This window comes from Bacillus sp. 275 (genome assembly GCF_001999205.1).
In the GTDB taxonomy this organism is placed as follows: Bacteria; Bacillota; Bacilli; order Bacillales; family Bacillaceae; genus Bacillus; species Bacillus velezensis.
Genome location: NZ_CP019626.1, coordinates 1,974,768 through 2,000,000 on the forward strand (window position 1 = coordinate 1,974,768; position 25,233 = coordinate 2,000,000).

Below are 25,233 nucleotides of genomic sequence, written 5' to 3' on the forward strand. Positions count from 1 at the left end.
CCTGATGTGAAAAAATCATTTTTCCCTAGTATGGTCTCCCATTATTTATCTTATACATTTGCATTAAATTCGTTCATGACTTCTAAAAATGGTTTCGTTAAGGAAGCTTCGCAGGCTTTTACGGTTTTTGTGACGGCATCATTGATATGCGGCGCTTCTTCCTTCGTAAAAGCTCCCAGTACATAGTCAACGACTTTCATTCCGTTGACGGGGCGGCCGATTCCGATTCTGACCCGGTCAAATTCAGGGGTTCCGAGGTGCTGTATAAGCGATTTAATTCCGTTATGTCCGCCTGCGCTCCCCTTCGTCCGGAGCCTGATTTTTCCCGTCGGAAGATCAAGGTCATCGTATATGACTTTCAGATCTTCATGATCGGCATCATAATAATCCAGTAGCGGCCGCAAACATTCCCCTGATAAATTCATATATGTAAGCGGTTTAACAAGTAGAACTTTTTTTCCGGAAACAAACCCCATTCCGTAAAGTCCGTTGAATTTCGTTTTATTCAATTCAATATTCCATTCTTTAGAAAGCTCGTCAATGGCCATAAAGCCGACATTATGTCTCGTGTTCTCATAGGTTTTCCCGGGGTTACCGAGACCGGCAATCACAAGCATCGTAAATCCTCCCTCAACATCGCTGTAATTCTTCTCATTCTAGCACAAAAGACGTAACCTCGGGCGGGTTACGTCTTAAAGCGCTTATTGATTTTCTCCTTCGGGCTCTTCCCCAGGAGACGGTTCTGCATCTTCTTCGAATGCTTCCTGCTTAGGAGGAAGGATGGAAGCCACGACTTCTTCCGGATCGTTTGTAAATGTATAATTGCCGTCAGCAGTCAGATCTGCGATGGTCAGCACATCATTCATTTCAAGCCCGGAAATATCAACATTGATTGTCTGAGGGATGTCCTTCGGCTTAGCCTTAATCGAAAGCTCATGCAGCGGCTGCTGGATGACGCCTCCGTCTTTGACTCCCTTCGCCTCTCCCGTCAGCTGAATCGGCACCTCGGCCTCCAGCTCCTCACTCATATTCACGACTTGAAAATCGGCGTGCGTCAATTCGTTTTTGAGCGGGTCTGTCTGAAGATCAGTCACCATAACCGATTGCTGATTTCCGTTGACATCAATTGTGATAATCGTGTTTTTTCCTTCGTCCCGCAATGTTTTAAGCAATTCAACACTGTCTAAAGAGACAGGCGTGTTCGTTATTTCTTTACCGTATATAATCCCTGGAACATGTCCTGAATGACGGATTTTCCGAAGCGTCGAACGTTTAAAATCTGTTCTTTCATTTGCTTTTAAAGTTGCCATATTCAGCACCATCCTAATTATCGTTTTATCGTCCTATTAGAACAATACCCACAATAACTGGGATTTAAACCTTAAAGTTTCGGTTTAGCTGAATAAATAGCTGACAGATTGTTTCTCGTGAACGCGGATAATCGCTTCAGCCAGAAGCGGTCCGACAGAAAGCTGCTTAAAGCGTTCGATTTTTTTCTCATCAGGAAGCTTAATGCTGTTCGTTACGACAAGCTCCTTGATTTTAGAGTTATTGATCCGCTCAACGGCAGGACCTGACAGTACAGGGTGCGTACAGCATGCATACACTTCTGCAGCTCCGTTTTCAACCAGCGCGTTAGCGGCAAGTGTGATTGTGCCGGCCGTATCAATAATATCATCGATCAGAATCGCTGTTTTACCTTCCACGTTACCGACGATGTTCATCACTTCTACCTCATTCGGTCTAGGACGGCGTTTGTCGATAATCGCGATCGGCGCTTTCAGACGGTCCGCAAGTTTGCGGGCGCGCGTCACACCGCCGTGGTCAGGAGAAACAATAACGATATCTTTCAAGTCTTTACCTTCAAAGTAATGGCCTAAAATCGGAACACCCATTAAGTGGTCAATCGGAATATCAAAGAAACCTTGAATTTGCGGCGCGTGTAAATCAAGCGCGATCACGCGTGTCGCACCCGCTGTTTCAAGCAGGTTTGCAAAAAGTTTTGCCGTAATCGGTTCACGTGATCTTGCTTTTCTGTCCTGGCGCGCATAACCGTAGTACGGAATGACAATGTTGATTGTTTTCGCGGAAGCGCGCTTTAAAGCGTCAACCATAATCAGCAATTCCATGATGTGCTCGTTGACCGGCGCACTTGTAGACTGAATGATATAGCAATCACAGCCGCGAATACTTTCTTCTATGTTGATCTGGACCTCTCCGTCACTGAATCTTGTAACAGAGCACTTTCCTAATTGAACCCCTACATTATCCGCGATTTCTTTTGCAAGTTCTGGATTTGAATTCAAAGAAAAAATCTTTAAATTCTTATCTCCGTATTCGTTAGACATGGTAAACCTCCGATTTTAGGATTATTTTTTATGAATGTTTTTCACATAATCTTCTTTATTTACTTGTCTTGCTCTGGCAATGGCAAGCGCTTCGCCCGGCACATCTTCAGTTACGGTTGAACCCGCAGCGACGTACGCGCCTTCTCCCACTGTAACAGGAGCGACCAGATTGGAGTTGCAGCCAATAAAGGCGCCGTCTTCAATTTTGGTTAAATACTTTTTCTTCCCATCATAATTGACCGTGATGGAGCCGCAGCCCAGATTCACATCCGTGCCCACTTCGGCATCACCGATATAGCTTAAATGAGATGCTTTGCTTCGGTCGCCGAATTGTGTTTTCTTGATTTCAACAAAGTTTCCGATCTTCACTTCATTGCCGATTGCGGAATCGGGTCTGATGTGAGCAAAAGGACCGATATTTACATCATTCCCAACTTTGCTGCGATTGACAACGGATTGTTTAATCACAGTGCGGCTGCCGATTGAGCTGTCCTCTATCTCAGTGTGGGGGCCGATGACACATTCATCGCCGATTTCAGCTTGTCCCTTTAACACAGTTCCGGGATAAATAACTGTATCTTGTCCGATACGTGCGTCAGGTGAGATGTACGTATTCATCGGATCGATTAAAGTGACTCCGTTCTGCATATGCCGTTTGTTAATACGCTCTTTCATATACATTTCAGCCTGAGAAAGAGCGACTCTATCATTCACTCCGAGCGTCTCTTGGAAGTTACCAGTCTGGTAAGCGGCAACAGTTTCGCCTTCGTCTTTGAGGATTTCGATCACATCCGGCAGATAATACTCGCCTTGGGCATTTTCATTCGAAACCTGTTCGATGACACGAAAAAGAGCCTCGTTATCAAAACAGTACGTTCCCGTGTTAATTTCTTTCACAAGACGTTCTTGCTCCGAAGCATCCTTGTGCTCCACGATTTTTTGAACGGCGCCGTCTTCACTGCGGATGATTCTTCCGTATCCGGCGGGATCGTCGGCAACGGCCGTTAACACCGTGGCTTTTGCACCTTTGTCTGTATGTTCATTCAGCATGGCTTCCATCGTCTCCGCTGTCAGAAGCGGTGTATCGCCGCAAATAACGATCGTGACACCCTTTTCTCCGTGAAGAAATGGTTTTGCCTGTTTGACCGCATGAGCCGTACCGAGCTGTTCTGCTTGGAGAGCGTAATCGCTTTTCTGTCCGAGCTGCTTCTTCACATCTTCGGCGCCGTGTCCTACGATGGTGACAAGCTTCGCTAAAGATAATTTCAGAGCTTCGTCTGCGACGTGCTCTACCATAGGCTTTCCGCATACCGGATGAAGGACCTTGTAAAGCTTCGATTTCATTCTCGTTCCTTTTCCGGCAGCTAAAATCACTGCAAACCGCTTATCCATTTAATGGCCTCCAATATCCCTTTTATCCATAGAAAAATATATCCTAAATAGCTGTTGATTTCAAGAAGACATCAAAAAGTGCAAGAATTTTCTATGTAATCGCTTTATTACTGAAAAATCAGATTTAAAAAAGGACTGCCGGAAAAGGCCTTGTGTCAGCCTTTATCAGCAGTCCTTACATTTTGTTATGTTTAAGAAGCCCCGGCTTCTTCATATTCTAATGCTTCAGAATCACCCAAACGATGATACTCATTTAAAACAGCATCCTGGATCTTGCCCCGCGTGCTGGAATTAATAGGATGAGCAATATCGCGGAATTCTCCATCAGGGGTGCGTTTACTCGGCATCGCAACGAAAAGACCATTGTTTCCATCAATCACACGAATATCATGTACGACAAATTCGTGATCCAGCGTGATGGATGCAATCGCTCTCATGCGACCATCGGTATTCACGCGGCGTAATCTTACGTCAGTAACTTCCACAGTAGTTCACCACCTTTTCCCTATATAAAAGCATTAGTCTAACAATTCCACGATTCTTTTTAAATTCCTGCACGTTTCAAAAAGTTTTTTTGAAAATATAGGATATACATACACAATTAGGTGATAAACCATATTTGGGGATCATATACTGCATAAAAAAAGTGATCCCGGATACCGGAACCACTTTTCTGAGATTTAAGATTTCACCAGCGCAATGACTTCAATTTCCACGAGAGCGTCTTTCGGCAGTCTCGCCACTTCCACACAAGACCTTGCCGGCTTATGTACATCAAAGTATTGTCCGTACACTTCATTCACTTCCGCAAACTGCTCCATATCAGCAATAAACACCGTTGCTTTGACAACCGTCTCGAGAGAAGCGCCCGCTTCTTTCAGCACAGCTTTTAAATTGCTGAACACCTGATGCGTTTGCTCTGTGATATCACCGTTTACCATTTCTCCTTCAGCAGTAAGAGGAATCTGGCCTGAGCTGTAAAACATGTTGTTTACGATGATTCCCTGTGAATATGGCCCGATCGCTGCCGGCGCGTGTTTTGTATGGATTGCTTTTGTCATTTTTCTGTCTCCCCATTCTTTAAATGCTGTTCTTTAAAAAATCGCAGAAAATTGCCGTTTTGAATCTCAATCGTTTTGTCTTTCATATTGATGGTTGAAAGCGTGAGCAGTGACATGTATTCATCGACAAGCCGTTCATTCACTCCCTCGGCTTCAACCAAGACGCCTATTCCCGCAACGTTTGCATTAAACTCATCAAGCAGGCTGATCATGCCGTTAATGGTGCCGCCGGCTTTCATAAAATCGTCAATAATTAAAACGTTCGAACCCGTAGCCAAACTTCTTTTCGCAAGCGACATCGTTTGAATGCGGTTAGACGACCCTGATACATAATTGATGCTCACCGTGGAGCCTTCCGTCACCTTATTGTCTTTTCGCACGATGACAACCGGAACGTTCAGATAACTGGCCGCTGCGTAAGCAAGAGGGATTCCTTTTGTCGCAACGGTCATCACCACATCAATCTCCCGCTCCGCAAAAACGGAAGCAAAAAGCCTGCCTACATGAGAGAGGACAGATGGTTTTCCTAAGATATCCGTTAAATATACATAACCGCCCGGAAGGATACGCTCAGGATTTACTAAAGACTGTCCCAGCTCCTGTATAAACGCTTCTGCTTCAGCCTGTTTCACTTTCGGAATGTATTTGACGCCTCCGGCAGCTCCCGGCACTGTAAGCAGCGTCCCAATGCCTTGCTGTTCAAAGGTCTGTTTAATAATCGTTAAATCTTCACTGATTGATGACTTTGCTGATTGATACCGTTCTGAGAAAAACGTTAACGGTATTAATTCATGCGGATGGGTTAACAAATAATTTGTTAAGTCCACCAATCTGCCGCTGCGACGAAACTTCATGAACTTACCCCCAAAATCCGAATAATTTAAAAATAATATAACTTAACATACGGATTTAATCAAGAGCATTCTGTTCGCCGATCATCCGCACCGCGTACACTTGATCACAGAAACCTCTTAACCCGTTATAAATCCGCTGCACCTTCGATTCGTATTGAACCAAACCGAATACAGTCGGTCCGCTTCCGCTCATTAACACCGCATCAGCGCCGAAGCGTTTCATTTGATTTTTAATCATCGCCACCTCGGGATGGAGGCTGAGCGTAACCGACTCCAATACGTTTCCTAATTGTCCGCATAGCTTTTGGAAGCTTTTTTCTTCAATCGCGTCAATCATCGCCTGCACATCAGGATGCCGAACCTGCTGTAAGTTCAGCCGGCGGTACACTTCGGCAGTCGATACCCCGATCGTCGGTTTGGCGAGCACGACCCAGCAATGAGGCGGAGCACTGATGTGCCTGATCTTCTCACCGCGTCCGGTTGCCAGAGCAGTGCCCCCGTATACACAGAAGGACACGTCTGAACCGATTTCAGCCCCAAGCTCCGCAAGCTCTTCGACAGAAAGCTTTAAATCCCAAAGCCTGTTCAGCCCTCTGAGCGTGGCTGCCGCATCGCTGCTTCCGCCGGCAAGCCCTGCCGCTACAGGGATCACTTTTGTAATCATAATGGAAACGCCTTTTTTGACTTGAAACCGTTCTTTAAGCAGTTTGGCTGCCTGATAAGCCAGATTCCTTTGATCATCCGGAACAAAGCGATTATGCGACGCCACTCTGATAACGTTTTCGGGCAGTTCTGTCAGTTCAATCCGATCTGCCAAATCAATTGTCGTCATGATCATCTCCACTTCGTGATAACCATCCGGGCGTTTACTCGTCACATCGAGGGACAGATTGATTTTGGCCGGCGCTTTTTCTAAAATACGCATAGCTTTCACCTACTTCTCCATCTAAACATAAGTATGAACATTGTATCACATTTGGAGACCCGGAGGTACTTATCCGAAATTGACGCCGGTTTTGAATGCCGATAGAAAAAACCGGGGAACGGATTGTCCCCCGGGCCACTGCATTATCGGTTATTTTGGTTCTGAGCCGCCATCTGCTGTTCGGCAATCTCAATCGCGCGTTTTACCATATTCCCGGCGTCGCGCGCCCGAATGCCTCCCCAGCCCTCGTTTTTCACCGTATCGTAAAAACCAAGGTCCTTCGCCAGCTCATATTTGAACTCATCTGACATAACTCCACGACGTCTGCCCAAACGAAACAACCCCTTTTATAGAATTGATCACCATTCGTGCACGCCACGATAAAACATGTGACACTTATAGCTTCCGTTTAATCGGCTGAAACTTTCGAGGGAATAATTAGAAGAGCTTTAGAAGGCAAAACAAAAAGCAGTAAACAAAAGGTTCACTGCCCATTAAAATGCTACTGAGCTTGCCGCATCGTCATTGAATGTCAATTCAACAGTCTCAGTCAGAATATCAGCATAACTGTATGAAACTCTTTCAAACGAATTCTCGTCTTGATCTAGTTGTATCACAAAAACAGAAGGGTACGTCTCAGCTAAAATGCCCGAACGCTCAATCGTTTTTCGGCGGCCGCCGTTTGCTTTTAACGTAAGCCGTTTACCTAAATTCCCATCAAGCGATCTTTTTATATCGGACAACGTCTTCGCCATTGCATCCACCTCACTACATTTATTGTACAACAAGAGCCCAATTTTGTCAAATAAAATTTAAATTATATCAACGTTAATAAGTCATTGTCAACAAAATTATTTTGACAAAATTCTATTGATTTCTGCGTTATTTTTCACAAGTTCCGGAAATTTATGTATCAATATGTAAAATAATTAACCCGCATAGCGAAATATATGCGGGTTTTATCACTCATCCATTTGATTTATACGGCATACCGACACGCAGCACACCCTTCGTTTCAATTCCTCCCAGCCCTTTCTCTCTCGTCAGCGTATTTCTCAGGACATCCCATACATTGATCCGCTCCATAAACGGAGTGAAGCTGATTTTCGCGACAATATATACCGGGTCAAGCGCGTGGATATTGACGCGTGACGGCGAACTTGCAAAATTCGCGCCCGCTCTGATTAAAGACTCGAAATGAGATTGGCAGGCCCCCGCGAATATGACCAGCTGATCCAAATGAGGGACTTTACGCCTCGCTCTTTGAACGGTTTCGACAAAGTGTTTGGAATGCCTGTAGGCGCTTAAATCGTTCACGCCTCCCTTATGCTTGGAATATGCATCATGGCCGGTGATGACTAAAATATCCGGCCTGTATTTATCAAGCAGCTCGTCAATTGATGCCGGCATTTTTTTCTCATGGCAATGAATTCCGTATACCGGCACACCGATTTTTTCATAAAAGTTCAGGCACTTTTTCAAATAGGCCTCATCGCCGTCCAGATGCAATACCTTTCCGGGCATATGAAAGTAGTGCTCCTGATGCTGATATTGATTTGTCGCATAATATTCCTGTTTTTCCCGAAGCAGCTTATAATCCTGGCGGAGCAGCTCGAGAGATTCATTCATCCTGCTTTCATCTCTTTTCTTTCTCATGGCCTGTTCGTCTTTTCTGACAGGCTCCAAATCAGAAAAATCAGCATCCGCAATCAATCTGACTTCGTCACCATGCAGGATGGCAATTGAATTTCCGTTGCTTGTTTGCTCTATACCGATAATGCGAAATAAAACATCCATTTGATAGGATTTCCTGGCTACCATATCTCCTATTTGAAATTGCACGTTACCCACTCCACAAATAGACTAAGCCTCATCATGAAAGAAGTCTTGGCAAATACACCTCTTTCCGCTGCGGCGCTTGATGTTTCAAGCTTTTCTTGCAGTTGAATGAATAAGGTTCTCCTCTAGCCTATGTAGCGGCAGTCCAAGTGGTGACGCAAAACAAAAAGCCCTCTTAGAAAAGGGCTTTATGCAATCCGTTGGACAGGAGCGCGAATTCTTCTATGGACAGGGATTCACCGCGCCGCTTTCCGTCAATATTCGTTTCTTGAAGAACTTCTTCAATTTGAGCTTTTTTCTCTTTTCCGCCCGGAAGATTGTTCACAAGGTTGTTAAGCAAGGTTTTCCGGCGCTGTGCGAAGCTTGCTTTAATCAGCTGGAAGAAAAACGGTTCATTATCGACGTCAACCGCCGGGCCGTCACGAAGCAAGAGACGGATGACGGCAGAATCGACATTAGGCTGAGGCACAAACACCGTTTTCGGGACTGTCATGACGGTTTTGGCCTCCGTATAGAACTGAACCGCAATGGAAAGCGATCCGTACTCCTTAGACGAAGGATCAGCGGCCATCCGCTCAGCGACCTCTTTTTGCAGCATCACGACAATCCCTTTTAACGGAAGATGTTCTTCCAAGAGCTTCATGATGATCGGCGTCGTCACATAATATGGGAGATTCGCCGTCACCATAATTTCATCACAATCCTGAAAATGCTCTTCAATGACGGATTTGACGTCTGCTTTCAGCACATCTTGATGAATGATCGTTACATTGTCATACGGAGACAGCGTATCATTGAGAATGGGCAGCAGGCGCTGATCAATTTCAAACGCGACGACCTTTTTCGCCCGTTTGGCAAGCTGCTCTGTCAGCGCGCCGATTCCGGGCCCGATTTCAATGACTCCGGTCCGATCCGTAATTTCCGCATGGTCCACAATTCTGTCCAATATATTTGTATCAATTAAGAAATTCTGTCCCAGACTCTTTTTAAAAGAAAAACCGTACTTTTTCAGAATTTCCTTCGTTCTGATAGGTGTCGCGATATCTTTATTGTTCATCCTGTTCCTCCTGCCTCATAGCATCGAGCGCATCAATAAAATCACTTCTTTTGATTTGAAACATTTGCAGCCGTTTTTGAAGCTGCTTGCCGTTTGTATAGCCGATCTTCAGCAAGTCGCCCAATCGTTCGCGGCGTCTTTTGGCAGCCGGTCCGCCGATCAGACCGGCCTGTATGACATCTTCAGCTGAAATCTCACTCGGCTTTGCCTCCATCTCTTCATGTACATTTTCCAGACATGCTCTGATGCTTTCAATGGATGCGTGCTCAACGCCAATGCCGCGCTTGTTTTTCGGTTTGGCAAGATGTTTGGGCAGAAATGCGTGTTTACAGCCGGGTACTGCTTCAGAAATGGTTTTCCGGATCTTTTCCCCCGGAAAATCCGGGTCCGTCAGTACGATGACCCCTCTCGTTTCCTGCGCCAGCCGAATCTGTCTGATGACTTCGTCTCCGATTGCGGAACCGTTTGTCTCGATCGTATCCGCATCAACGGCAAGTTTTATGCGCGCAGTGTCATCGCGTCCCTCGACTACAATAATTTCTTTAATTTTCATTACTTCCTCCAAAAAAACTTTTTATATCCAAAACGAAACCTTTGCTTACATGTCACGTCTAATATACTGAAAATACACTTTACCTATTATAACGAAAAAAACAGAGGGCGCAAAACCCTCTGAGTGAATCGGAATTAATTTAAGATTTTTATTTTGACCTGTTTCTTTCCCCAGCGGTAAGCTGAAGATTTTTCAGGGAAAAAGACATCAATCCGTCTTCCTTTAATGGCTGAGCCTGTATCAGCGGCCACGGCATCCCCGTATCCGTCTACGTGGACTCTTGTGCCGAGCGGAATGACGCTTGGGTCTACCGCAATGACTTTAGCATTCGGATTGCTTGTCAGGTTAACGCCTGTAGCCGTATGGCCGGAACAGCCGCTGCAGCTTGCGGTATAAGCCGTGGAAGACACGGTAATCACTTTACCGGAAGATCCGGTTTCGCCCGAAGATGCCTTCACAGGTGCACTGAGCTGCTCAATCTTGGGACTGTGCCGCTTTGTGCCGACCGCAATGATCTGATCTTTGCTTTTTTCAGATGTTTCTTCTTTAACAAGCTTTCTTGAAACTTCTTTTCCATTTTCTTTGACAACATGAAAATGCTTTTTAAGTTTGCCTTCTTTTCCTTTTTGAACGATCTTTTCTTTCCCGCTGTCGAGAGACGCATCTTCTTTTTCTTTCACTTGATACGCTATTTTTTCCTCAACTACATCGGTGACTTTTTCGATACGAGTGATTTGTATGCCGGCCTGATTTTTTGTGAGCTTTTCGTGTAATGCCGGTTTTACTTTATCTTCGTCTTTCATGTCCATCTTATGCTGCGTTAAAAAGTCAGCGACCGTAGTCGAAGTCGTCCATATTTTCTTTTTCTTTCCCGCATCATTTACAGTGACCTGAAAAGCCGGGTCGACCGTGACTTTCATGCCGTTTGTCACTTTCGTATCTGCTGCTGGATCTATTTTATCGTGCTGATTCACAGGTGTATGCTGTTCGTTCAGAAATGCGCCGACTGTTTTTGCCGTTGACCATAAAGTCTTTTCTTCTCCGCCTCTTGTCACACGGATCTGCTTTGCAGCTTCATACACGACATTCATGTTGTCTGCCAATGCTGTCTGCTTAGACGGGGTAATCCGGTCTTCATTTCTCGTCTCTATATGTAAATCTTCCAGAAGTTCCCCAACCGTTTTTGCATGAGTGCGTATTTGCTTTTTCTTGCCGTTGATAGAAACAGAAACTGATTGTTTTGAGAGCTCATGTGCCCCGTATGCAGTCCCGGTTCCGCCCAGCAGAATAATAGCTGCAATAAGAATAACCTTGCTTTTACCAAGCTTTACGGAAAACAGTTTTTTCATTTTTTGTGTGATGAAAAACGCCTCCTTCTCCTCGGAGAGATTATATAGAGTATCTAAAATGCTGTCAACCCTCCCATCTCGAAGATGAAAAACCTTCAGCGTATCCCTCATTATGCAAAAACAAAGCAAAAAAAGGAAGAGAGACATATCGACAACCTATCTTATGAGGAGAAGGAAGCTTGTAGAACCGTTTTACATATCCACTGAATCGGACAAGCCTTTACACGTTACGACAGCGCATTCTGTCAGTTCATGCGGAAAAGTCTTTTTGCGTTTTCGGTTGTAATTGAGGCAATTTCTTCATATGTCAGCCCTTTTAATTCAGCGAGCTGTTCAGCAACATATTTTACGTAGCTTGGCTCATTTCGTTTACCGCGGAAAGGATGCGGTGTCAGGAAAGGACAGTCCGTTTCAATCAGCAAACGGTCATTCGGAATTTCCTTTGCTACTTCTTTTGGTTTCTTCGCATTTTTGAAGGTAACCGGTCCGCCGAATGAAATATAAAAATTCATATCCATACACTGCCGCGCAACCTCCGCGCTCCCCGTAAAGCAGTGCATAATGCCGCCGACTTCTTCCGCCCCCTCTTCTTTCAAAATCGTGACAACATCTTCCGTTGCATCACGATTATGAATGATAATTGGAAGGTTCACTTCTTTGGCAAGAGCGATTTGTTTCCGGAATACTTCTTTCTGAACGTCTTTTGGTGATTTATCCCAGTGGTAATCAAGGCCCATCTCTCCGATTGCCACGACTTTTTCGTGAGAGGACAGTTCCTTAATCCATGATAAATCTTCCTCTGTCATGTCAATTGCGTCTACCGGATGCCAGCCGATCGCAGCGTATATAAAGTCATATTCCTCAATCAGCTCCATCGCACGCGTGATAGTGGGTTTGTCGAATCCGACAACGACGATCCGTTCAACCTTTTCAGCCTTTGCACGCGCAATGACTTCCTCTAAGTCTGTGTCAAATTGCTCGGCATTTAAGTGCGCATGTGTATCAAAAAGCATCATAAAAACTCCTTTCTTGTTGAAAAACAAAAGGTGTTCGACGGAATGTTACACGTGAAACACCTTTTGCATCTATTTATTTAATTCGAGTGCCTTTCGGTAATGACTGGTCGACAGCTACAACTTTGAGAACGCCGTCTGATTCTCCTGCCAGTATCATTCCTTGAGAAAGCTCGCCTCTCAGTTTTACCGGTTTTAGATTCGTTACACAAATGATCTTCATTCCCACAAGCTGATCCGGTGTGTAATGCTTCGCGATACCTGATACAACTTGGCGCTGTTCAAAGCCCAGATCAATTTGCAATTTCAGCAGCCGATCTGCTTTTTTCACCGGCTCTGCGGACAAGACTTCTGCGACGCGAAGTTCTGTATCCATAAATTGATCAAACGTAATTTCAGGAAGACGCTCTGCTTCTTGCGGCTCTTCCGCCTTTTCTTCTTTAGCAGGAGCAGTTCCTTGCATTTTTTGCTTGATGTAAGCTACTTCCTCTTCAGCTTCAAGACGAGGGAAAAGCGGTTCCCCTTTTTTCACTTTCGCGTTCTTCAATTGACCGAATGTCTGAATGCTGTCCCATGCTTTAAGGGACTGATCCTCAACTCCTAGCTGGGCAAATATTTTTTCAGGCGTTTGTGTCAAGAAAGGCTGGAGCAATACGGCTGAGATACGTAAAGATTCAGCTAAATGATACATGACGGAACGTAATTCTTTTTCTTTTTCCTGATCTTTAGCAAGCACCCACGGAGCAGTTTCATCAATATATTTGTTCGTACGGCTGATTAATTGCCATAGCGTTGATAAAGCGACTGAAAACTCCATGTTTTCCATTGCCTTTTCATAAGCTTTAACCGTTTCACCGGCTACAGAAGAAAGCTCTGAATCAAAATCGGTCACATTTCCTTCATATGAACCAATCTCACCGTCAAAATATTTTTGGATCATTGCAACTGTACGATTCAGAAGGTTTCCTAAGTCGTTCGCCAAGTCATAATTAATCCGTTCTACGAAACCTTCCGGCGTAAAGACACCGTCTGAACCGAACGGTACTTCGCGAAGCAGGTAATAGCGAAGTTCATCCAAGCCGTAGCGTTCAATTAACGTTACCGGATCAACAACATTTCCTTTTGATTTCGACATTTTTCCGTCTTTCATCAATAACCAGCCATGCGCGAAGACTTGCTTAGGCAGCGGGAGATCAAGCGCCATCAGCATAATCGGCCAGTAAATGGTATGAAAACGGACAATTTCTTTACCGACAAGGTGGACGTCAGCCGGCCAGTACTTTTTGTAAAGCTCATCATTTTCCGTATCATAACCGAGCGCTGTAATATAGTTGAACAGTGCGTCAATCCATACATACACGACATGCTTCGAATTTCCCGGCACTTTTACGCCCCAGTCGAACGTCGTTCTGGAAACGGCCAAGTCTTCAAGCCCCGGTTTAATGAAGTTGTTAATCATTTCATTTTTGCGTGATTCAGGCTGGATGAAAGAAGGATTTTCCTCATAAAACTTCAGCAGGCGGTCTGCATATTTGCTCATGCGGAAGAAGTATGACTCCTCTTTGATTAATTCGACCGGGTGGCCGCTGTCCGGGCTTTTTCCGCCGACAACCTCACCCTTCTCATTTCGTTCCACATCCACCAGCTGTGTTTCCGTATAGAATGTTTCATCAGGAATGCTGTACCAGCCCTCATACTCATCCAGGTAAATGTCACCATTATCAAGAAGTTTTTGAAACACTTTCTCGATAATTTCTTTGTGCCGGCTTTCCGTCGTCCGGATGAAATCATCGTGAGAAATGTCGAGCTGCTTCCATAGTTTCTGGATTTCAGCAACTGCGCGATCCACATAAGCTTGAGGCGTGATATTCTCTTCCTCCGCTTTCTGCTGGATTTTCTGTCCGTGCTCATCCGTTCCGGTTAAGTAGCGTACGTCAAATCCTTTTAATCTTTTGTAACGCGCCATCGCATCGCCGGCCACGGTAGTATAAGCATGGCCGATATGTAATTTTCCGCTCGGATAATATATCGGGGTTGTAATATAAAAAGTATTATTGTCTTGCGGCATGTTGCAACCTCCCATTCAGAATGTCGAAAAGCTCACGCCCAAAGGACGAGAGCGGTTTTATTTGATATACAATATTGATATTTGTCCTCTATCTATGATACCATCTTAGCCTTTAAGATCAAGGATATATACGTACTGCGCGTAAAAGAGTAAATAAAATTAAAAATTTTTATTGAAATTAAAAAAAGTCTTAACATGTCGAAATTTGTCGTATATAATCTACTAATATAAAACATCTTGGTTCGAAAGTCTTGATTTAAAAGGATTTTCAGTAGGATAATAGGTTCGAAAAAGCAGTCAAAAAGCCTGTTATTTCAGGATTTCCAAGGCTTTACTTACTATAAGAACTAATTCTTACAATCAATAGTAAACAAAAAGATTGACGATTATTGGAAACCTTGTTATGCTAGGAATGTAAGGAATTTTGTCGAATAATGACGAAGAAAAATATAAACTACAAAATAATTATCTCTCGGGAGGAGACTGTTAATGAAATCTACTGGTATCGTACGTAAAGTTGATGAACTTGGACGCGTCGTTATCCCTATCGAACTTCGCCGTACACTGGGCATCGCAGAAAAAGACGCTCTTGAAATTTATGTTGATGATGAAAAAATCATCCTTAAAAAATATAAACCAAACATGACTTGCCAAGTAACTGGTGAAGTTTCTGATGATAACCTTAAACTTGCCGGCGGCAAATTGGTACTCAGCAAAGAAGGCGCTGAGCAAATCATCTCTGAAATTCAAAACCAGCTTCAAAACCAAAAATAAGCTATTTCATACAAAAACCGTTCTTGTTACGATACAAGAACGGTTTTTTTTATGATTGAATGTGATAAGCGTCATAAATCTCGCGTTTCGGAACGCCCCGATCTACCGCTGTTTGTTTTATGGCCTGTTTGGAAGATGCTCCTTCGTTTATGTAATGCTCCACATGCTCTTTCTCAGAAAGCTCCGTCCACCAAGGCTTTTCCTCTTCATCCGGTTCAGCGCCTTGATTGCCTTCGACAACGAGACAGAACTCACCGCGGATTTGATCTTCATTTGCCCATTCCATCACCTCGGCGATGGTTCCTCTGATGAATTCCTCGTACTTTTTCGTTAATTCTCTCGTGACGGCGATGGTTCGATTACCCAAAACGTCATGCATTGCTGTTAATGTTTCTTTTAATCTGTGCGGCGCTTCGTAAAATATCATCGTTTCCTGCCGTTTTTTCAGGATTTCGAGTTCTTTCTTCTTTTCTTTTTTCTGTCTGTTTAAAAATCCGTAGAAGAAAAACGGCTGCGGGGTGATGCCTGATGCGGTCAGCGCGGTTAATGCCGCATTTGCACCCGGAAGCGGGACGACATATCCGCCGATTTGGGTGAAATCTCTCACAATCTCAGCCCCCGGGTCGGAAATTGTCGGCATGCCGGCATCACTGACCAATGCCACATTTTTTCCGCTTTTCAGCCATTCAATGATTTTATGGCCGCTGCTTTCTTTATTATGTTCATGATAGCTGATGAGAGATGTTTCTATATCATAAACATGGCACAGCTTTTTCGTCTGTCTCGTATCTTCGGCAGCTATGACATCGGCCGATTTCAGCGTCTCTACTGCACGAAAGGTCATGTCCTCCAAATTGCCGATCGGTGTAGGAACAAGGTACAGAGTTCCCATTTCAGATTTTCCGTTAAAACTCATCTGGCGTCTTAACATATACAGCCTCCTTGCTGCGTCGTTTTTCTTCTATATATTGCTCTTTTTTCTTTCGGGTCAGCTGCTTAAAACGGTATTCCGCCTGCATCGCTTCCCGTTTTGTTTCAAATGATTCCGCATGGCATAACGAAACCGGCCGCCGCGCCCTTGTGTACTTCGCGCCCTTTCCCTCATTGTGGGTTTTCAGCCGTTTTTGCAGATCATTTGTATAACCGGCATACAGACTGTTGTCATTGCACAGCAGCACATAAAAGAAATGACTATTTGTCTCCATATAAAATCGTGCGGATCTCTTTCGTATATTCATTTTGTTCATTGTATACGAACAGCGGGGGAAGAATTTTGAGATCAGGGCGGCCGCCTTTAATTCCTTCAACCAAAATGGTATTCGCTTCTTTACCTTGTTTCGGATAAATAAACTGAACCCGTTTCGGTTCTATTCGGTACGCTTTCATTAATTCAAAGATTTCCAAAAGCCTCCCCGGCCGATGAACGAGAGCCGCTTTTCCGCCTTGCTTCAGCAGTTTGCTGCTGACGGAAATCACATCTTCAAGCGTGCAAAGAATTTCGTGCCTTGCGATTCTGAGATGCTCGTTCAGGTTCTGCTCCGCCTCTTTCGGTGTTTTAAAATAAGGGGGATTGCAGGTGACAACATCATATTTATTATGTCCGAGTCTTTCCGGCATATTTTTCAGATCATCATGAATGAGACTGATCTGACCGCCCAGCCCGTTGTATTCCACGCTTCGGAGCGCCATATCATACAAGCGTTCCTGAATTTCAACCCCGGTGATATCGGCTTTTGACCTTGTGCTGAGCAAAAGCGGCACAATGCCGTTCCCCGTGCATAAATCAACGATGTTCCCCTTTTGAATCGGAACGTATGCAAACTTAGACAGCAGCACGGCATCTAATGAAAAAGCGAAAACCGTCGGACTCTGTACTATTTTCATATCCTCTGCTAATAAGTAATCCAATCTTTCATCATCACGTAATGAAACCATAATCTTATTCCTTTCGGCACTCTTTGAAAAAGGCTTCCGACATCAGCGGAAGCCTTTTCCTTATTTTTTATTTAAGAAGGACAGACAAAAAAGGCAATCTCCCTTGCGGACGCTCCCATAATGGACGTTGCAAATATGAAAGCCTTCTTGATACAGCCGGGCCAGATTGTCGTACCCTTCTCCTATATCACTCTGCTCTGCCTTCTGTGTTTTTGTTTCTTTCTGGTCGGCTTTGAATTTCTCAATTTGCTCTGTCGTATCATCAAGCCGTTTACGCAAATGCTTATTTTCAAGCTGAAGATGGTGATTCTCTTCAATCATTTCGCCGATATGCTGCTTTAAGTCACCCAGCTGACGGTACAGCGAACCGATTTGTTCCTCCAGGTTTATGACAGTATCAAATAACTCTTTTTTATCCAAGGTTCCACACCTCGTTAATCTGTGGTTTGTGCGGATACGACGCCCTCTTCCAAGAGCTCTTCCCAAGTATATTCTATCACTTTTTCACGATTCTTCAGTTCCACCTGAAGCACCCGTTCCAGAATATTAAGACCGACAACCTTTGCGGGGCCGTTTGCCGTCGTAATCATTTCGCCTAAATCCGGCAGCTGTTCTTTTGCCGTCTCATACTCATCATTTTCGTACTTCAAACAGCACATCAAACGGCCGCACAGACCGGAAATCTTCGTTGGGTTCAACGATAAATTTTGATCCTTCGCCATTTTGATGGACACCGGTTCAAAATCACCGAGGAACGTGGAGCAGCAAAGCATTCTCCCGCATGGTCCGATACCGCCGAGCATTTTCGCCTCGTCCCTCACCCCGATTTGGCGCAATTCGATTCTCGTTTTGAAGATAGAAGCCAAGTCTTTGACCAATTCCCTGAAATCAACCCGTCCGTCTGCTGTAAAGTAAAAAATGACTTTATTGCGGTCAAATGTAAACTCAACATCAACCAGCTTCATATCTAAGCCGTGGTCAGCCACTTTTTTCTGACAGACTTCAAAAGCGGACAGGGCCTCCTGTTTGTTTTCTTCTACAATGAGAAGATCGCGTTCATCAGCAACGCGTATGACCTTTCGAAGCGGAAGCACAACATCATGCTCGTCCACTTGTTTATTTGCGATGACAACCTGCCCGTATTCGACACCTCTTACGGTTTCAACAATGACGCAGCTGTCTTGTTCTATATCAAATCCGTTCGGATCAAAATAATAAATTTTCCCCGCTTTTTTAAAGCGGACGCCTATTACGTTGTACAAGCTTATCCCTCCTGCAACGTTAACACCAAGTGCTCCATTAATCCCTGCACATTCACATTGGAATGAAGCCGTTTTTTTGCTTCTAAAACAGCGAGAATTTGGTTCGTAACGCTTTGTTGTGTAAATTGCAGCGCATGCTGTTTTATTGATTGGAATAAGTCTTGATAAATCAGTTTATCTTCATTTCCAATTTGGATGGATAATACATCACGGTATATCAATAAGAGCATATCAAGACCCATTTCTTGATGGGTTTTTTCTTTGAAAAAGGGCACCCACTGATCCTGAATGAAGAAAAAGGCATGTCCTTTCCGCTGATGTAAGACTTCATACAATTTTATCACTTTCGCTCTGGACTCTGCAAACTCATCATTTCGACTTAATTCGACTGCTTCCGCAATATTATTTGTCATATTTGCTAAGAGCCGGGCCATGTGAGGGCTCACTTCCTGTTCAATCAGTCTTTCTTCTATGGCTTTCGGCTGAAGCGGCTGGAACGGAAGGACCTGACATCTCGAAACGATGGTATCCAGTATTCGGTGGAGCTGCTCAGTAATAAGAATTGCGATGGTATCTTGACTCGGCTCCTCTAAAAATTTCAGCAGACTGTTTGCTGCATTTGTCGTCATTTGGTCCGCATGGGATATAATGTACAGCTTTTTATGCGATTCCAGTCCTGTTTTAGAAAACTCTTCCTGAAGCGATTGGATCTGAGCCTTTTTAATGGATAATCCGTCGGGCTGAACCACATGGAGGTCGGGATGGTTTCCGGATTCAATACGCTTACAGTTCCGGCACTCCCCGCAAGGCTCAGTCCCGCCTTCAAGACAAAAAAAGCTTTTTGCGAGAAGCAGTGCGGCATCCAATTTGCCCGTTCCTTTTTTGCCTTCAAACAGATATGCGTGAGAAAGCCTTTTCTTTTCAATGCTGTTATGCAAAAGCCGCATCACTCTGGGCTGCTGCCCGGTCATTTCCTTCCATGATATTGCCATTGTATCACTCTCTATGTGTAAAGGTTAATCAATAAACCTTTTATTTCTCCGATTCGATCCAGCAAATCAATTGCCGGTTTTTCCTGATCTAACATTTCTTCTGTCAGCTGAAGCAGTTTTTCATCTATTTCTTTCACAAGCCCCAGAGTCCGGCTGCTTCCGTACAGGTCAAAGCTTTTCTCCGTCTCATGCGATAATCCGCTGTCTACGGCCTCTTTTACAAAACGTTTTACCAATCCTTTGAATTTCGCTAAGTCTTTGAAGTTTCTCGACTTCGTCAGCCTTTTCCCGAACGTTTCTATATCCGTTAAAAACCTGCTCAGCTGATCAAATTTCAGCTTGCTGCTTTGGCTGTCCATTGAACTTTTAAATGTTCCGGAAAGCTCTGCCGCTTTATAAGCAGGCTGCTGCTTTTTCTCAATAAATGTACGTAAGTCAGAATTTATTTTCACGTCGTCAAATCCTTAAAATTGATGAAATTCATCGACCGGGAGGACAAAGACCGTCGCTCCGCCGACTTCCACTTCGACGGGATATGGAACGTAGGAATCCGCATTCCCGCCCATCGGGGATACCGGGGCAATCATCTGATCACGTTTACAGCCATTCTCTTTAATGAGGCTGAGCGCTTTATCGACACGGATATCTTCCACCCCGATCATAAACGTCGTATTGCCTGATTTAAGGAATCCGCCTGTTGTCGCAAGCTTCGTCACCCTGAAGTTGTGGTCGGTTAATACTTTCAAAAGCCTGTTGCTGTCCTGATCCTGCACCACTGCCACTATTAGTTTCATTCTCTAGGCCCCCTTTAGGTTGGAAAGAACATTATCGTTACATTCATTATAGCAACTTATGAGAAACAGGTCACAACTGAATTTTTTTCAATGCTTCATTTATCACTTGAAGTGCGTCCTGAATGACGAGTTCCTTCTTTTTCGATGCGTCGATTGTATGGAATCTTTCCGGAAAACGCTGCATGACCTTTTGGTATCCTTCCCGTACTTTCGTATGAAAGTGCAGGGCCTCAAGATCGAGACGATTCTTCTCTCTTGAATCATTCGACGTAATCCGTTTCAACCCTTCTTCCGGCTCAATAGAAAAATAGATGGTAACATCAGGCATCGTATCGCCGATTGCAAACTGGTTGATAGAAAGAACTTCATCAATCCCGAGCCCTCTCGCATAGCCTTGATAAGCCAGAGAACTGTCAATGAAACGATCGCACAGCACAATGCGGCCTTCTTTCAATGCAGGCTGCACCTTTTCGACTAAATGCTGTCTTCTCGCCGCAGCGTAAAGCAGCGCCTCCGTTTTTGCATCCATCAGTGTATTGTTTTTATTTAAGATCACTTCTCTGATCTGTTCCGCAATGTCGATGCCGCCCGGTTCTCTTGTCGCTGTCACCGGGAGCCCCTCTGCCGACAGAATCTCTTTCATTTCCTGAAGCACAGTCGTTTTTCCTGCACCTTCAGGACCTTCAAATGTTATAAATAAACCGCTCATGATTTCTCCTCTTCTATATAGACAAGTAATTGTTCCCCGTTTAACAAGCCTTGAATATGCGCGTCCATGCCGATTAAACGGGAAAGCTTTTGTACGATCTCTTCTGTTATCCGTTCTCCGTCCATGATCAGCGGAATTCCCGGGGGATAAGGAATAATGTTCCCCGCATGCAAGCGCCCGGCCGCCTTATTTATATCCGTAAGCTCTTTTGGAAACTTCCGCATCTCATTTTGCGGATATTCAAGAGTCGAAATGGACGGAAAGGTCCAATTCACGGCATCCGGCAATTTATCGGGCGGTGTATTCTCCAGTTTCTGCTGTATGTTTCTTACGGTTGCCTGTTCTATCATCCGCCGGCCGCCTATCGGCAGTACGAGCAATACTTGGTACTCGTCAGCCAGCTCGGCAACAATGCCTTCACTCTCCAAAATCCGTTGTAATGAATAGCCGGAATGTCCGAGCTTTGACCGAAGACTTAATTTTAACGGGTCCGCCCGCAGCCCATATCCAGAAGGCTCGATTATTTCAATAGAAGAAATTGATGCGAACCTTCGTTTGATTTTCTCAATGCGCTCCATATGAACGGGAAGTGTCCCTTTTTCAGCAATATCCTGCACATAAGCGCGCGCCGTATCTAAAGATGCCATAATCGGGTATGACGGGCTGCTGCTTTGCAAACTGCTTACATAATAAGTTAATCGATCTCTGTCAATTCTGGTGCTGTTCAAATGAAAGTAAGACCCCATCGTCATAGCCGGAAGCGTTTTGTGAGCCGATTGAACAACGGCGTCTGCCCCCATAGCCAATGATGAAGGCGGGAAAGGCCGGCCTAACACAAAGTGAGCCCCATGTGCCTCATCCACCAGTACAGGAACGCCGTATGAATGGGCTTTGTTAACTGCCGCGGTCAAATCGGCGGCGTGTCCGTAGTAAGTCGGATTGGTCAGAACAAGTCCTTTCGCGTTCGGATATGACGCCAGCGCTTTTTCGATGACTGAAAGGGATACATGTGCCGGCACATGCATGTTTTCATCGATTTCCGGCGCCAAATAAACCGGCTTGGCTCCGGCCAATGCCACCGCATGGAAAACAGACTTGTGACAATTACGCTGGATCAGAATGGGTTCACCCGGTTCACACACAGCTAAAATCATCGCCAGATTGCCGGCGGTCGTTCCATTGACAAGAAAGAAACTTTCCTGAGAGCCGTAAAATCTGCTCACCAAATCCTGCGCTTCCTTAATGACCCCCGTCGGGTGATGCAAGTCATCAAGACCCGTGATCTCAGTCATATCAATAGATAAAAGAGATTGATATACAGATTTGGCTTCATCAAAAAAGACATCTCCATTGTGATGTCCCGGAACATGAAAAGAATACGTATTTTGGTGCGCATGCTTCATCAGCGCTGTATATAAAGGTGTGTCCATTTTTAAACAAATCCTTTGCCTGTCTTTCTTATTATATCGTGCCTGCGAGCCAACTTAAAGCTAAGACTTTTTGCCATCTAGCCGTTATCCCGGCCGGACCTCATATCAAGCAGCTTCTTTTTTAAATCGCCTTCCATGATAACAAGCTCCTCCTCGGCACGCCTGCGTTTCATCCTGCCTTCTTCTTGAATAGACATGATTTCTTCAAGTGTGCTGACTAAGCTTTCCTGCACTTTTTTGAGGGTTTCCGCTTCAACAAGTCCGCGCTCATTGGCTTTCGCGGTCTCGACTGTACTTGTTTTCAGAAGTTCAGCGTTTTTCAGCAGCAATTGATTTGTCGTATCCGCCGCCTTCTGCTGCACATCTGCCGCACTCCGCTGCCTCATAAGCGTCAGCGCGATGGCGACTTGATTCTTCCATAAAGGAATAGCCGTAACAATGGAGGACTGAATTTTCTCTGCCAGTGCCTGATTCGTGTTTTGAATCAGGCGGATTTGCGGCGCACTCTGAAGCGTAATCTGCCTGCTCAGCAGCAGATCATGCACCCTCTTATCCAGACGGTCGGCAAACTGGCGAAGATCATTCACTTCCTGCGCGGCCATTTGATTGTGTTCTTGTAATTCGGCTTTTCTTGCCGCTTCGGGTATCAGCTTTGTTTTCAGCTCATCTGATTTTAATTCCCCCGCTGCTATATACATAGTTAAATCAGAAAAGTATTGTTTATTTTGGGCGTACAGCTGATCTAACAATTTATTGTCACTCAACAGCACATTTTTAGAATGTTCCAGCCTTCTGCTGATACGGTCAATCTGCACACTTGTCTTTTGATATTTCGAAAGCACTTCCTGTACAGAACCGGACACCCTTTTAAACAGCCGGGCGAAAAATCCTTTGTTCTTCATCTGCAGATCATCGGGGTTTACCTGGTCAAGCTTCAGCATCAAATCAGCCAGTATCTGTCCCATCTCTCCTGCATCTTTTCTTTGCACGTGCTCTATCATCGTGTGGGAAAATTCCAGAAGATTCGCCTGCGCCTGTGAACCAAACAGAACAATGCTTTGCATGTTCTCAGGGTCCAGTTTTTCAGCGAGCCGAAGTGCCGCTTCTCTTTTTTCTTCCGGCAGCGTATCTGCAAGCTTTAGAGGGGTCTGGTCATTTTGGGCGCCCATGCTGTCGTCGGAACGGTCTTTGGCCATTTCCTTCTTCCTTTCTTATTTTCTCAGTGAATGCTTTGCCACATCTAATTCAAAGTGCAGGTCGTCGATGTCCTCCTTCATCAGTTCATGAAGATCCTCTTCCAGCCTTCTGGAAAGCTCTGCTAGAGTCACCCTCGTATCACTCAAAGACATTGATAAATCTTTATTTTTTCGCGGCTGTGATGAGAGCAGAGCATACTTTTCCGTCAGTTCCACAACAGAATCAAGCGTTTGATAATAGAAACGCTCTGCCTGATAAAAACGCTTCGGCTCTTGCTTTGTGAGCAGATATATTCGCCGGGTTATCCGCAGTATCTCTGCATTCTGCTTCAGCATTTGTATACTTTTAGAGCGAAAAAGCGCCCTGCGTAATCGGATGATTTTACCCTTTGCTTCCTCAAGATTTTCCTTGATATAAGCATATTCTTTTCTTGTCAGCCGGTGTTTTTTTAAAAAGAGACGCTTCGCATTCCACAAGCCGGCCGCACTGACTGCGGCTCCGCCGGCTGCCCCGTATAAAAGCGAATACAGAAAAGGCTGATGCCCTATCGTAAAGAAGGTTATCCCCGCTAATACAAAAACTGTGCCGCCGCAAAGCGTCCATTTCATATATTGAATAAACGGTTTCATACTTGATCGACTCCTATTTATTCACTTTTATCAGTATTATCTATTACATTCCATGTCTAAACAAGTTCCTCTTCTTATCGTATCAGTTCTTTTATAAAAAGTGTAAAAACTCCTCTAATTTCAGGCAAAAAAAAGACCCTTTTCAGGGTTAAGAATATAATGTCGGTGTATGAAGGCTTTTCAGTTTACGAACGAAAAATTCATAATTCGGATCAGAGGTCGGAGTGGAAACTACTTTCTTCTCACACTCTAAACATATAAATTTCGTATAAATATGGATTCCCCTGCTTTTTTTGGTTTCACACACAATACATGTTTCTTCATGGCTGGACGTTTCATTCATTTTGCCCACCTCCGTATGAATAGCCTTCCCTTAAGCTGTTGATTGTATACACAATTTGGACCTTTTTGAAGTTTGCAATTAGTATATGGGCGTTTCCGTATTTCGGTGTTTGTTTTGTTTTTATTCAAAAACAAAAAAGGCAGCTCATGATGAGCTGCCTTTACCGTAATGATAGCTTGGCGGCGTCCTACTCTCACAGGGGGAAACCCCCGACTACCATCGGCGCTGAAGAGCTTAACTTCCGTGTTCGGCATGGGAACGGGTGTGACCTCTTCGCTATCGCCACCAAACCATTGAGAGTGTTCTCTCAAAACTAGATAACAGTAAGCATACATTCAAATTGGTTAAGTCCTCGATCGATTAGTATCTGTCAGCTCCATGTGTCGCCACACTTCCACCTCAGACCTATCAACCTGATCATCTTTCAGGGATCTTACTTCCTTGCGGAATGGGAAATCTCATCTTGAGGGGGGCTTCATGCTTAGATGCTTTCAGCACTTATCCCGTCCGCACATAGCTACCCAGCGATGCCCTTGGCAGAACAACTGGTACACCAGCGGTGCGTCCATCCCGGTCCTCTCGTACTAAGGACAGCTCCTCTCAAATTTCCTGCGCCCGCGACGGATAGGGACCGAACTGTCTCACGACGTTCTGAACCCAGCTCGCGTACCGCTTTAATGGGCGAACAGCCCAACCCTTGGGACCGACT

The 25,233-nt window shown here is 44.7% G+C and carries 30 protein-coding genes and 2 rRNA genes (1 of these 32 cut by a window edge); 1 reads left to right on the forward strand and 31 read right to left on the reverse strand.

What is annotated here, in order from left to right:
* Positions 1-50: 50 nt before the first annotated feature.
* The 16 genes from pth to metG all read right to left on the reverse strand — a co-directional run bounded on the left by pth (position 51) and on the right by metG (position 14,459).
* Positions 51-617, reverse strand: a complete 567-nt coding sequence (pth, locus tag BZ167_RS09380; protein WP_007409930.1) for an aminoacyl-tRNA hydrolase — start codon at positions 615-617, stop codon at positions 51-53.
* Between the two features lie 84 nt (positions 618-701).
* The gene (locus tag BZ167_RS09385; protein WP_011996173.1) at positions 702-1,310 is read right to left on the reverse strand and encodes a 50S ribosomal protein L25/general stress protein Ctc; all 609 of its coding nucleotides are present in this window, start codon (positions 1,308-1,310) and stop codon (positions 702-704) included.
* A gap of 84 nt (positions 1,311-1,394) precedes the next feature.
* Positions 1,395-2,348, reverse strand: a complete 954-nt coding sequence (locus tag BZ167_RS09390; RefSeq protein ID WP_007409928.1) for a ribose-phosphate diphosphokinase — start codon at positions 2,346-2,348, stop codon at positions 1,395-1,397.
* A 21-nt stretch (positions 2,349-2,369) separates the two neighbouring features.
* Positions 2,370-3,740 (reverse strand): bifunctional UDP-N-acetylglucosamine diphosphorylase/glucosamine-1-phosphate N-acetyltransferase GlmU, encoded by a 1,371-nt coding sequence (gene glmU, locus BZ167_RS09395; protein ID WP_004264658.1) that lies wholly within the window; start codon positions 3,738-3,740, stop codon positions 2,370-2,372.
* Positions 3,741-3,931: 191 nt separating this feature from the next.
* Entirely contained in the window at positions 3,932-4,225 is a 294-nt protein-coding gene (gene spoVG, locus BZ167_RS09400; RefSeq protein ID WP_004264660.1) for a septation regulator SpoVG, read from the reverse strand.
* A 195-nt stretch (positions 4,226-4,420) separates the two neighbouring features.
* On the reverse strand, positions 4,421-4,801 hold the full coding sequence (gene ridA / locus BZ167_RS09405; protein WP_004264663.1) for a 2-iminobutanoate/2-iminopropanoate deaminase: 381 nt from the start codon (positions 4,799-4,801) through the stop codon (positions 4,421-4,423).
* The gene (purR, locus tag BZ167_RS09410; protein ID WP_004264666.1) at positions 4,798-5,655 is read right to left on the reverse strand and encodes a pur operon repressor; all 858 of its coding nucleotides are present in this window, start codon (positions 5,653-5,655) and stop codon (positions 4,798-4,800) included. Before purR ends, ridA begins: the two co-directional genes overlap by 4 nt.
* Positions 5,656-5,710: 55 nt before the next feature.
* A complete protein-coding gene (ispE, locus tag BZ167_RS09415) occupies positions 5,711-6,580 on the reverse strand; it encodes a 4-(cytidine 5'-diphospho)-2-C-methyl-D-erythritol kinase (RefSeq protein ID WP_040238638.1) in 870 nt (289 codons plus the stop codon).
* 143 nt (positions 6,581-6,723) lie between these two features.
* Positions 6,724-6,912, reverse strand: coding sequence for a small, acid-soluble spore protein, alpha/beta type (locus tag BZ167_RS09420; protein ID WP_011996172.1), 189 nt, complete (start codon positions 6,910-6,912; stop codon positions 6,724-6,726).
* Between the two features lie 162 nt (positions 6,913-7,074).
* Positions 7,075-7,335, reverse strand: coding sequence for a biofilm formation stimulator Veg (veg, locus tag BZ167_RS09425; RefSeq protein WP_003218330.1), 261 nt, complete (start codon positions 7,333-7,335; stop codon positions 7,075-7,077).
* Between the two features lie 211 nt (positions 7,336-7,546).
* The gene (yabG, locus tag BZ167_RS09430) at positions 7,547-8,422 is read right to left on the reverse strand and encodes a sporulation peptidase YabG (protein WP_004264691.1); all 876 of its coding nucleotides are present in this window, start codon (positions 8,420-8,422) and stop codon (positions 7,547-7,549) included.
* Between the two features lie 172 nt (positions 8,423-8,594).
* Positions 8,595-9,476 (reverse strand): 16S rRNA (adenine(1518)-N(6)/adenine(1519)-N(6))-dimethyltransferase RsmA, encoded by an 882-nt coding sequence (gene rsmA / locus BZ167_RS09435; protein WP_015239023.1) that lies wholly within the window; start codon positions 9,474-9,476, stop codon positions 8,595-8,597.
* Positions 9,466-10,029 (reverse strand): ribonuclease M5, encoded by a 564-nt coding sequence (gene rnmV / locus BZ167_RS09440; protein ID WP_004264696.1) that lies wholly within the window; start codon positions 10,027-10,029, stop codon positions 9,466-9,468. The genes rsmA and rnmV overlap by 11 nt, the downstream gene beginning before the upstream one ends.
* Before the next feature lie 134 nt (positions 10,030-10,163).
* A complete protein-coding gene (locus BZ167_RS09445; protein ID WP_023356663.1) occupies positions 10,164-11,489 on the reverse strand; it encodes a resuscitation-promoting factor in 1,326 nt (441 codons plus the stop codon).
* Between the two features lie 134 nt (positions 11,490-11,623).
* Positions 11,624-12,391 carry a TatD family hydrolase gene (locus BZ167_RS09450; protein ID WP_017419495.1) on the reverse strand — a complete coding sequence of 256 codons (768 nt, stop codon included), beginning with the start codon at positions 12,389-12,391 and terminating at the stop codon, positions 11,624-11,626.
* A gap of 76 nt (positions 12,392-12,467) precedes the next feature.
* Complete coding sequence (gene metG, locus BZ167_RS09455; protein WP_060675319.1) at positions 12,468-14,459, reverse strand: methionine--tRNA ligase; 1,992 nt, start codon at positions 14,457-14,459, stop codon at positions 12,468-12,470.
* Between the two features lie 483 nt (positions 14,460-14,942).
* Between metG and abrB the strand changes: the two genes are divergently transcribed.
* Entirely contained in the window at positions 14,943-15,233 is a 291-nt protein-coding gene (gene abrB / locus BZ167_RS09460) for a transition state genes transcriptional regulator AbrB (protein WP_169510469.1), read from the forward strand.
* A 49-nt stretch (positions 15,234-15,282) separates the two neighbouring features.
* Here the strand turns inward: abrB and rsmI are convergent, their stop codons facing one another.
* The 15 genes from rsmI to BZ167_RS09535 all read right to left on the reverse strand — a co-directional run.
* The gene (gene rsmI / locus BZ167_RS09465; RefSeq protein WP_061890392.1) at positions 15,283-16,164 is read right to left on the reverse strand and encodes a 16S rRNA (cytidine(1402)-2'-O)-methyltransferase; all 882 of its coding nucleotides are present in this window, start codon (positions 16,162-16,164) and stop codon (positions 15,283-15,285) included.
* On the reverse strand, positions 16,139-16,438 hold the full coding sequence (locus tag BZ167_RS09470) for a GIY-YIG nuclease family protein (RefSeq protein WP_007409921.1): 300 nt from the start codon (positions 16,436-16,438) through the stop codon (positions 16,139-16,141). Before BZ167_RS09470 ends, rsmI begins: the two co-directional genes overlap by 26 nt.
* Positions 16,425-17,168, reverse strand: a complete 744-nt coding sequence (locus BZ167_RS09475) for a tRNA1(Val) (adenine(37)-N6)-methyltransferase (RefSeq protein WP_004264717.1) — start codon at positions 17,166-17,168, stop codon at positions 16,425-16,427. The genes BZ167_RS09470 and BZ167_RS09475 overlap by 14 nt, the downstream gene beginning before the upstream one ends.
* 60 nt (positions 17,169-17,228) lie before the next feature.
* Positions 17,229-17,588: a replication initiation-control protein YabA gene (gene yabA / locus BZ167_RS09480; RefSeq protein ID WP_004264720.1), complete on the reverse strand. Its 360-nt coding sequence runs from the start codon at positions 17,586-17,588 to the stop codon at positions 17,229-17,231.
* Positions 17,589-17,602: 14 nt separating this feature from the next.
* On the reverse strand, positions 17,603-18,430 hold the full coding sequence (gene ricT, locus BZ167_RS09485) for a competence/sporulation regulator complex protein RicT (protein ID WP_004264723.1): 828 nt from the start codon (positions 18,428-18,430) through the stop codon (positions 17,603-17,605).
* A 2-nt stretch (positions 18,431-18,432) separates the two neighbouring features.
* The gene (gene holB / locus BZ167_RS09490; RefSeq protein ID WP_031379324.1) at positions 18,433-19,422 is read right to left on the reverse strand and encodes a DNA polymerase III subunit delta'; all 990 of its coding nucleotides are present in this window, start codon (positions 19,420-19,422) and stop codon (positions 18,433-18,435) included.
* A gap of 11 nt (positions 19,423-19,433) precedes the next feature.
* On the reverse strand, positions 19,434-19,874 hold the full coding sequence (locus BZ167_RS09495; protein ID WP_004264730.1) for a YaaR family protein: 441 nt from the start codon (positions 19,872-19,874) through the stop codon (positions 19,434-19,436).
* Positions 19,875-19,886: 12 nt separating this feature from the next.
* Positions 19,887-20,216 carry a cyclic di-AMP receptor DarA gene (gene darA, locus BZ167_RS09500; RefSeq protein ID WP_004264734.1) on the reverse strand — a complete coding sequence of 110 codons (330 nt, stop codon included), beginning with the start codon at positions 20,214-20,216 and terminating at the stop codon, positions 19,887-19,889.
* Positions 20,217-20,286: 70 nt separating this feature from the next.
* Positions 20,287-20,925, reverse strand: coding sequence for a dTMP kinase (gene tmk, locus BZ167_RS09505; RefSeq protein ID WP_007409918.1), 639 nt, complete (start codon positions 20,923-20,925; stop codon positions 20,287-20,289).
* Positions 20,922-22,355 carry an aminotransferase class I/II-fold pyridoxal phosphate-dependent enzyme gene (locus tag BZ167_RS09510; protein ID WP_060675322.1) on the reverse strand — a complete coding sequence of 478 codons (1,434 nt, stop codon included), beginning with the start codon at positions 22,353-22,355 and terminating at the stop codon, positions 20,922-20,924. The genes tmk and BZ167_RS09510 overlap by 4 nt, the downstream gene beginning before the upstream one ends.
* Before the next feature lie 77 nt (positions 22,356-22,432).
* Positions 22,433-23,551 carry a toxic anion resistance protein gene (locus BZ167_RS09515; protein ID WP_060675323.1) on the reverse strand — a complete coding sequence of 373 codons (1,119 nt, stop codon included), beginning with the start codon at positions 23,549-23,551 and terminating at the stop codon, positions 22,433-22,435.
* A 15-nt stretch (positions 23,552-23,566) separates the two neighbouring features.
* Positions 23,567-24,181 (reverse strand): 5-bromo-4-chloroindolyl phosphate hydrolysis family protein, encoded by a 615-nt coding sequence (locus tag BZ167_RS09520; RefSeq protein WP_060675324.1) that lies wholly within the window; start codon positions 24,179-24,181, stop codon positions 23,567-23,569.
* A gap of 148 nt (positions 24,182-24,329) precedes the next feature.
* The gene (locus tag BZ167_RS09525) at positions 24,330-24,524 is read right to left on the reverse strand and encodes a sigma factor G inhibitor Gin (protein WP_007409914.1); all 195 of its coding nucleotides are present in this window, start codon (positions 24,522-24,524) and stop codon (positions 24,330-24,332) included.
* Between the two features lie 174 nt (positions 24,525-24,698).
* Positions 24,699-24,814 (reverse strand): 5S ribosomal RNA (gene rrf, locus BZ167_RS09530).
* A 50-nt stretch (positions 24,815-24,864) separates the two neighbouring features.
* Positions 24,865-25,233 (reverse strand): 23S ribosomal RNA (locus BZ167_RS09535); it runs 2,561 nt beyond the window's last position.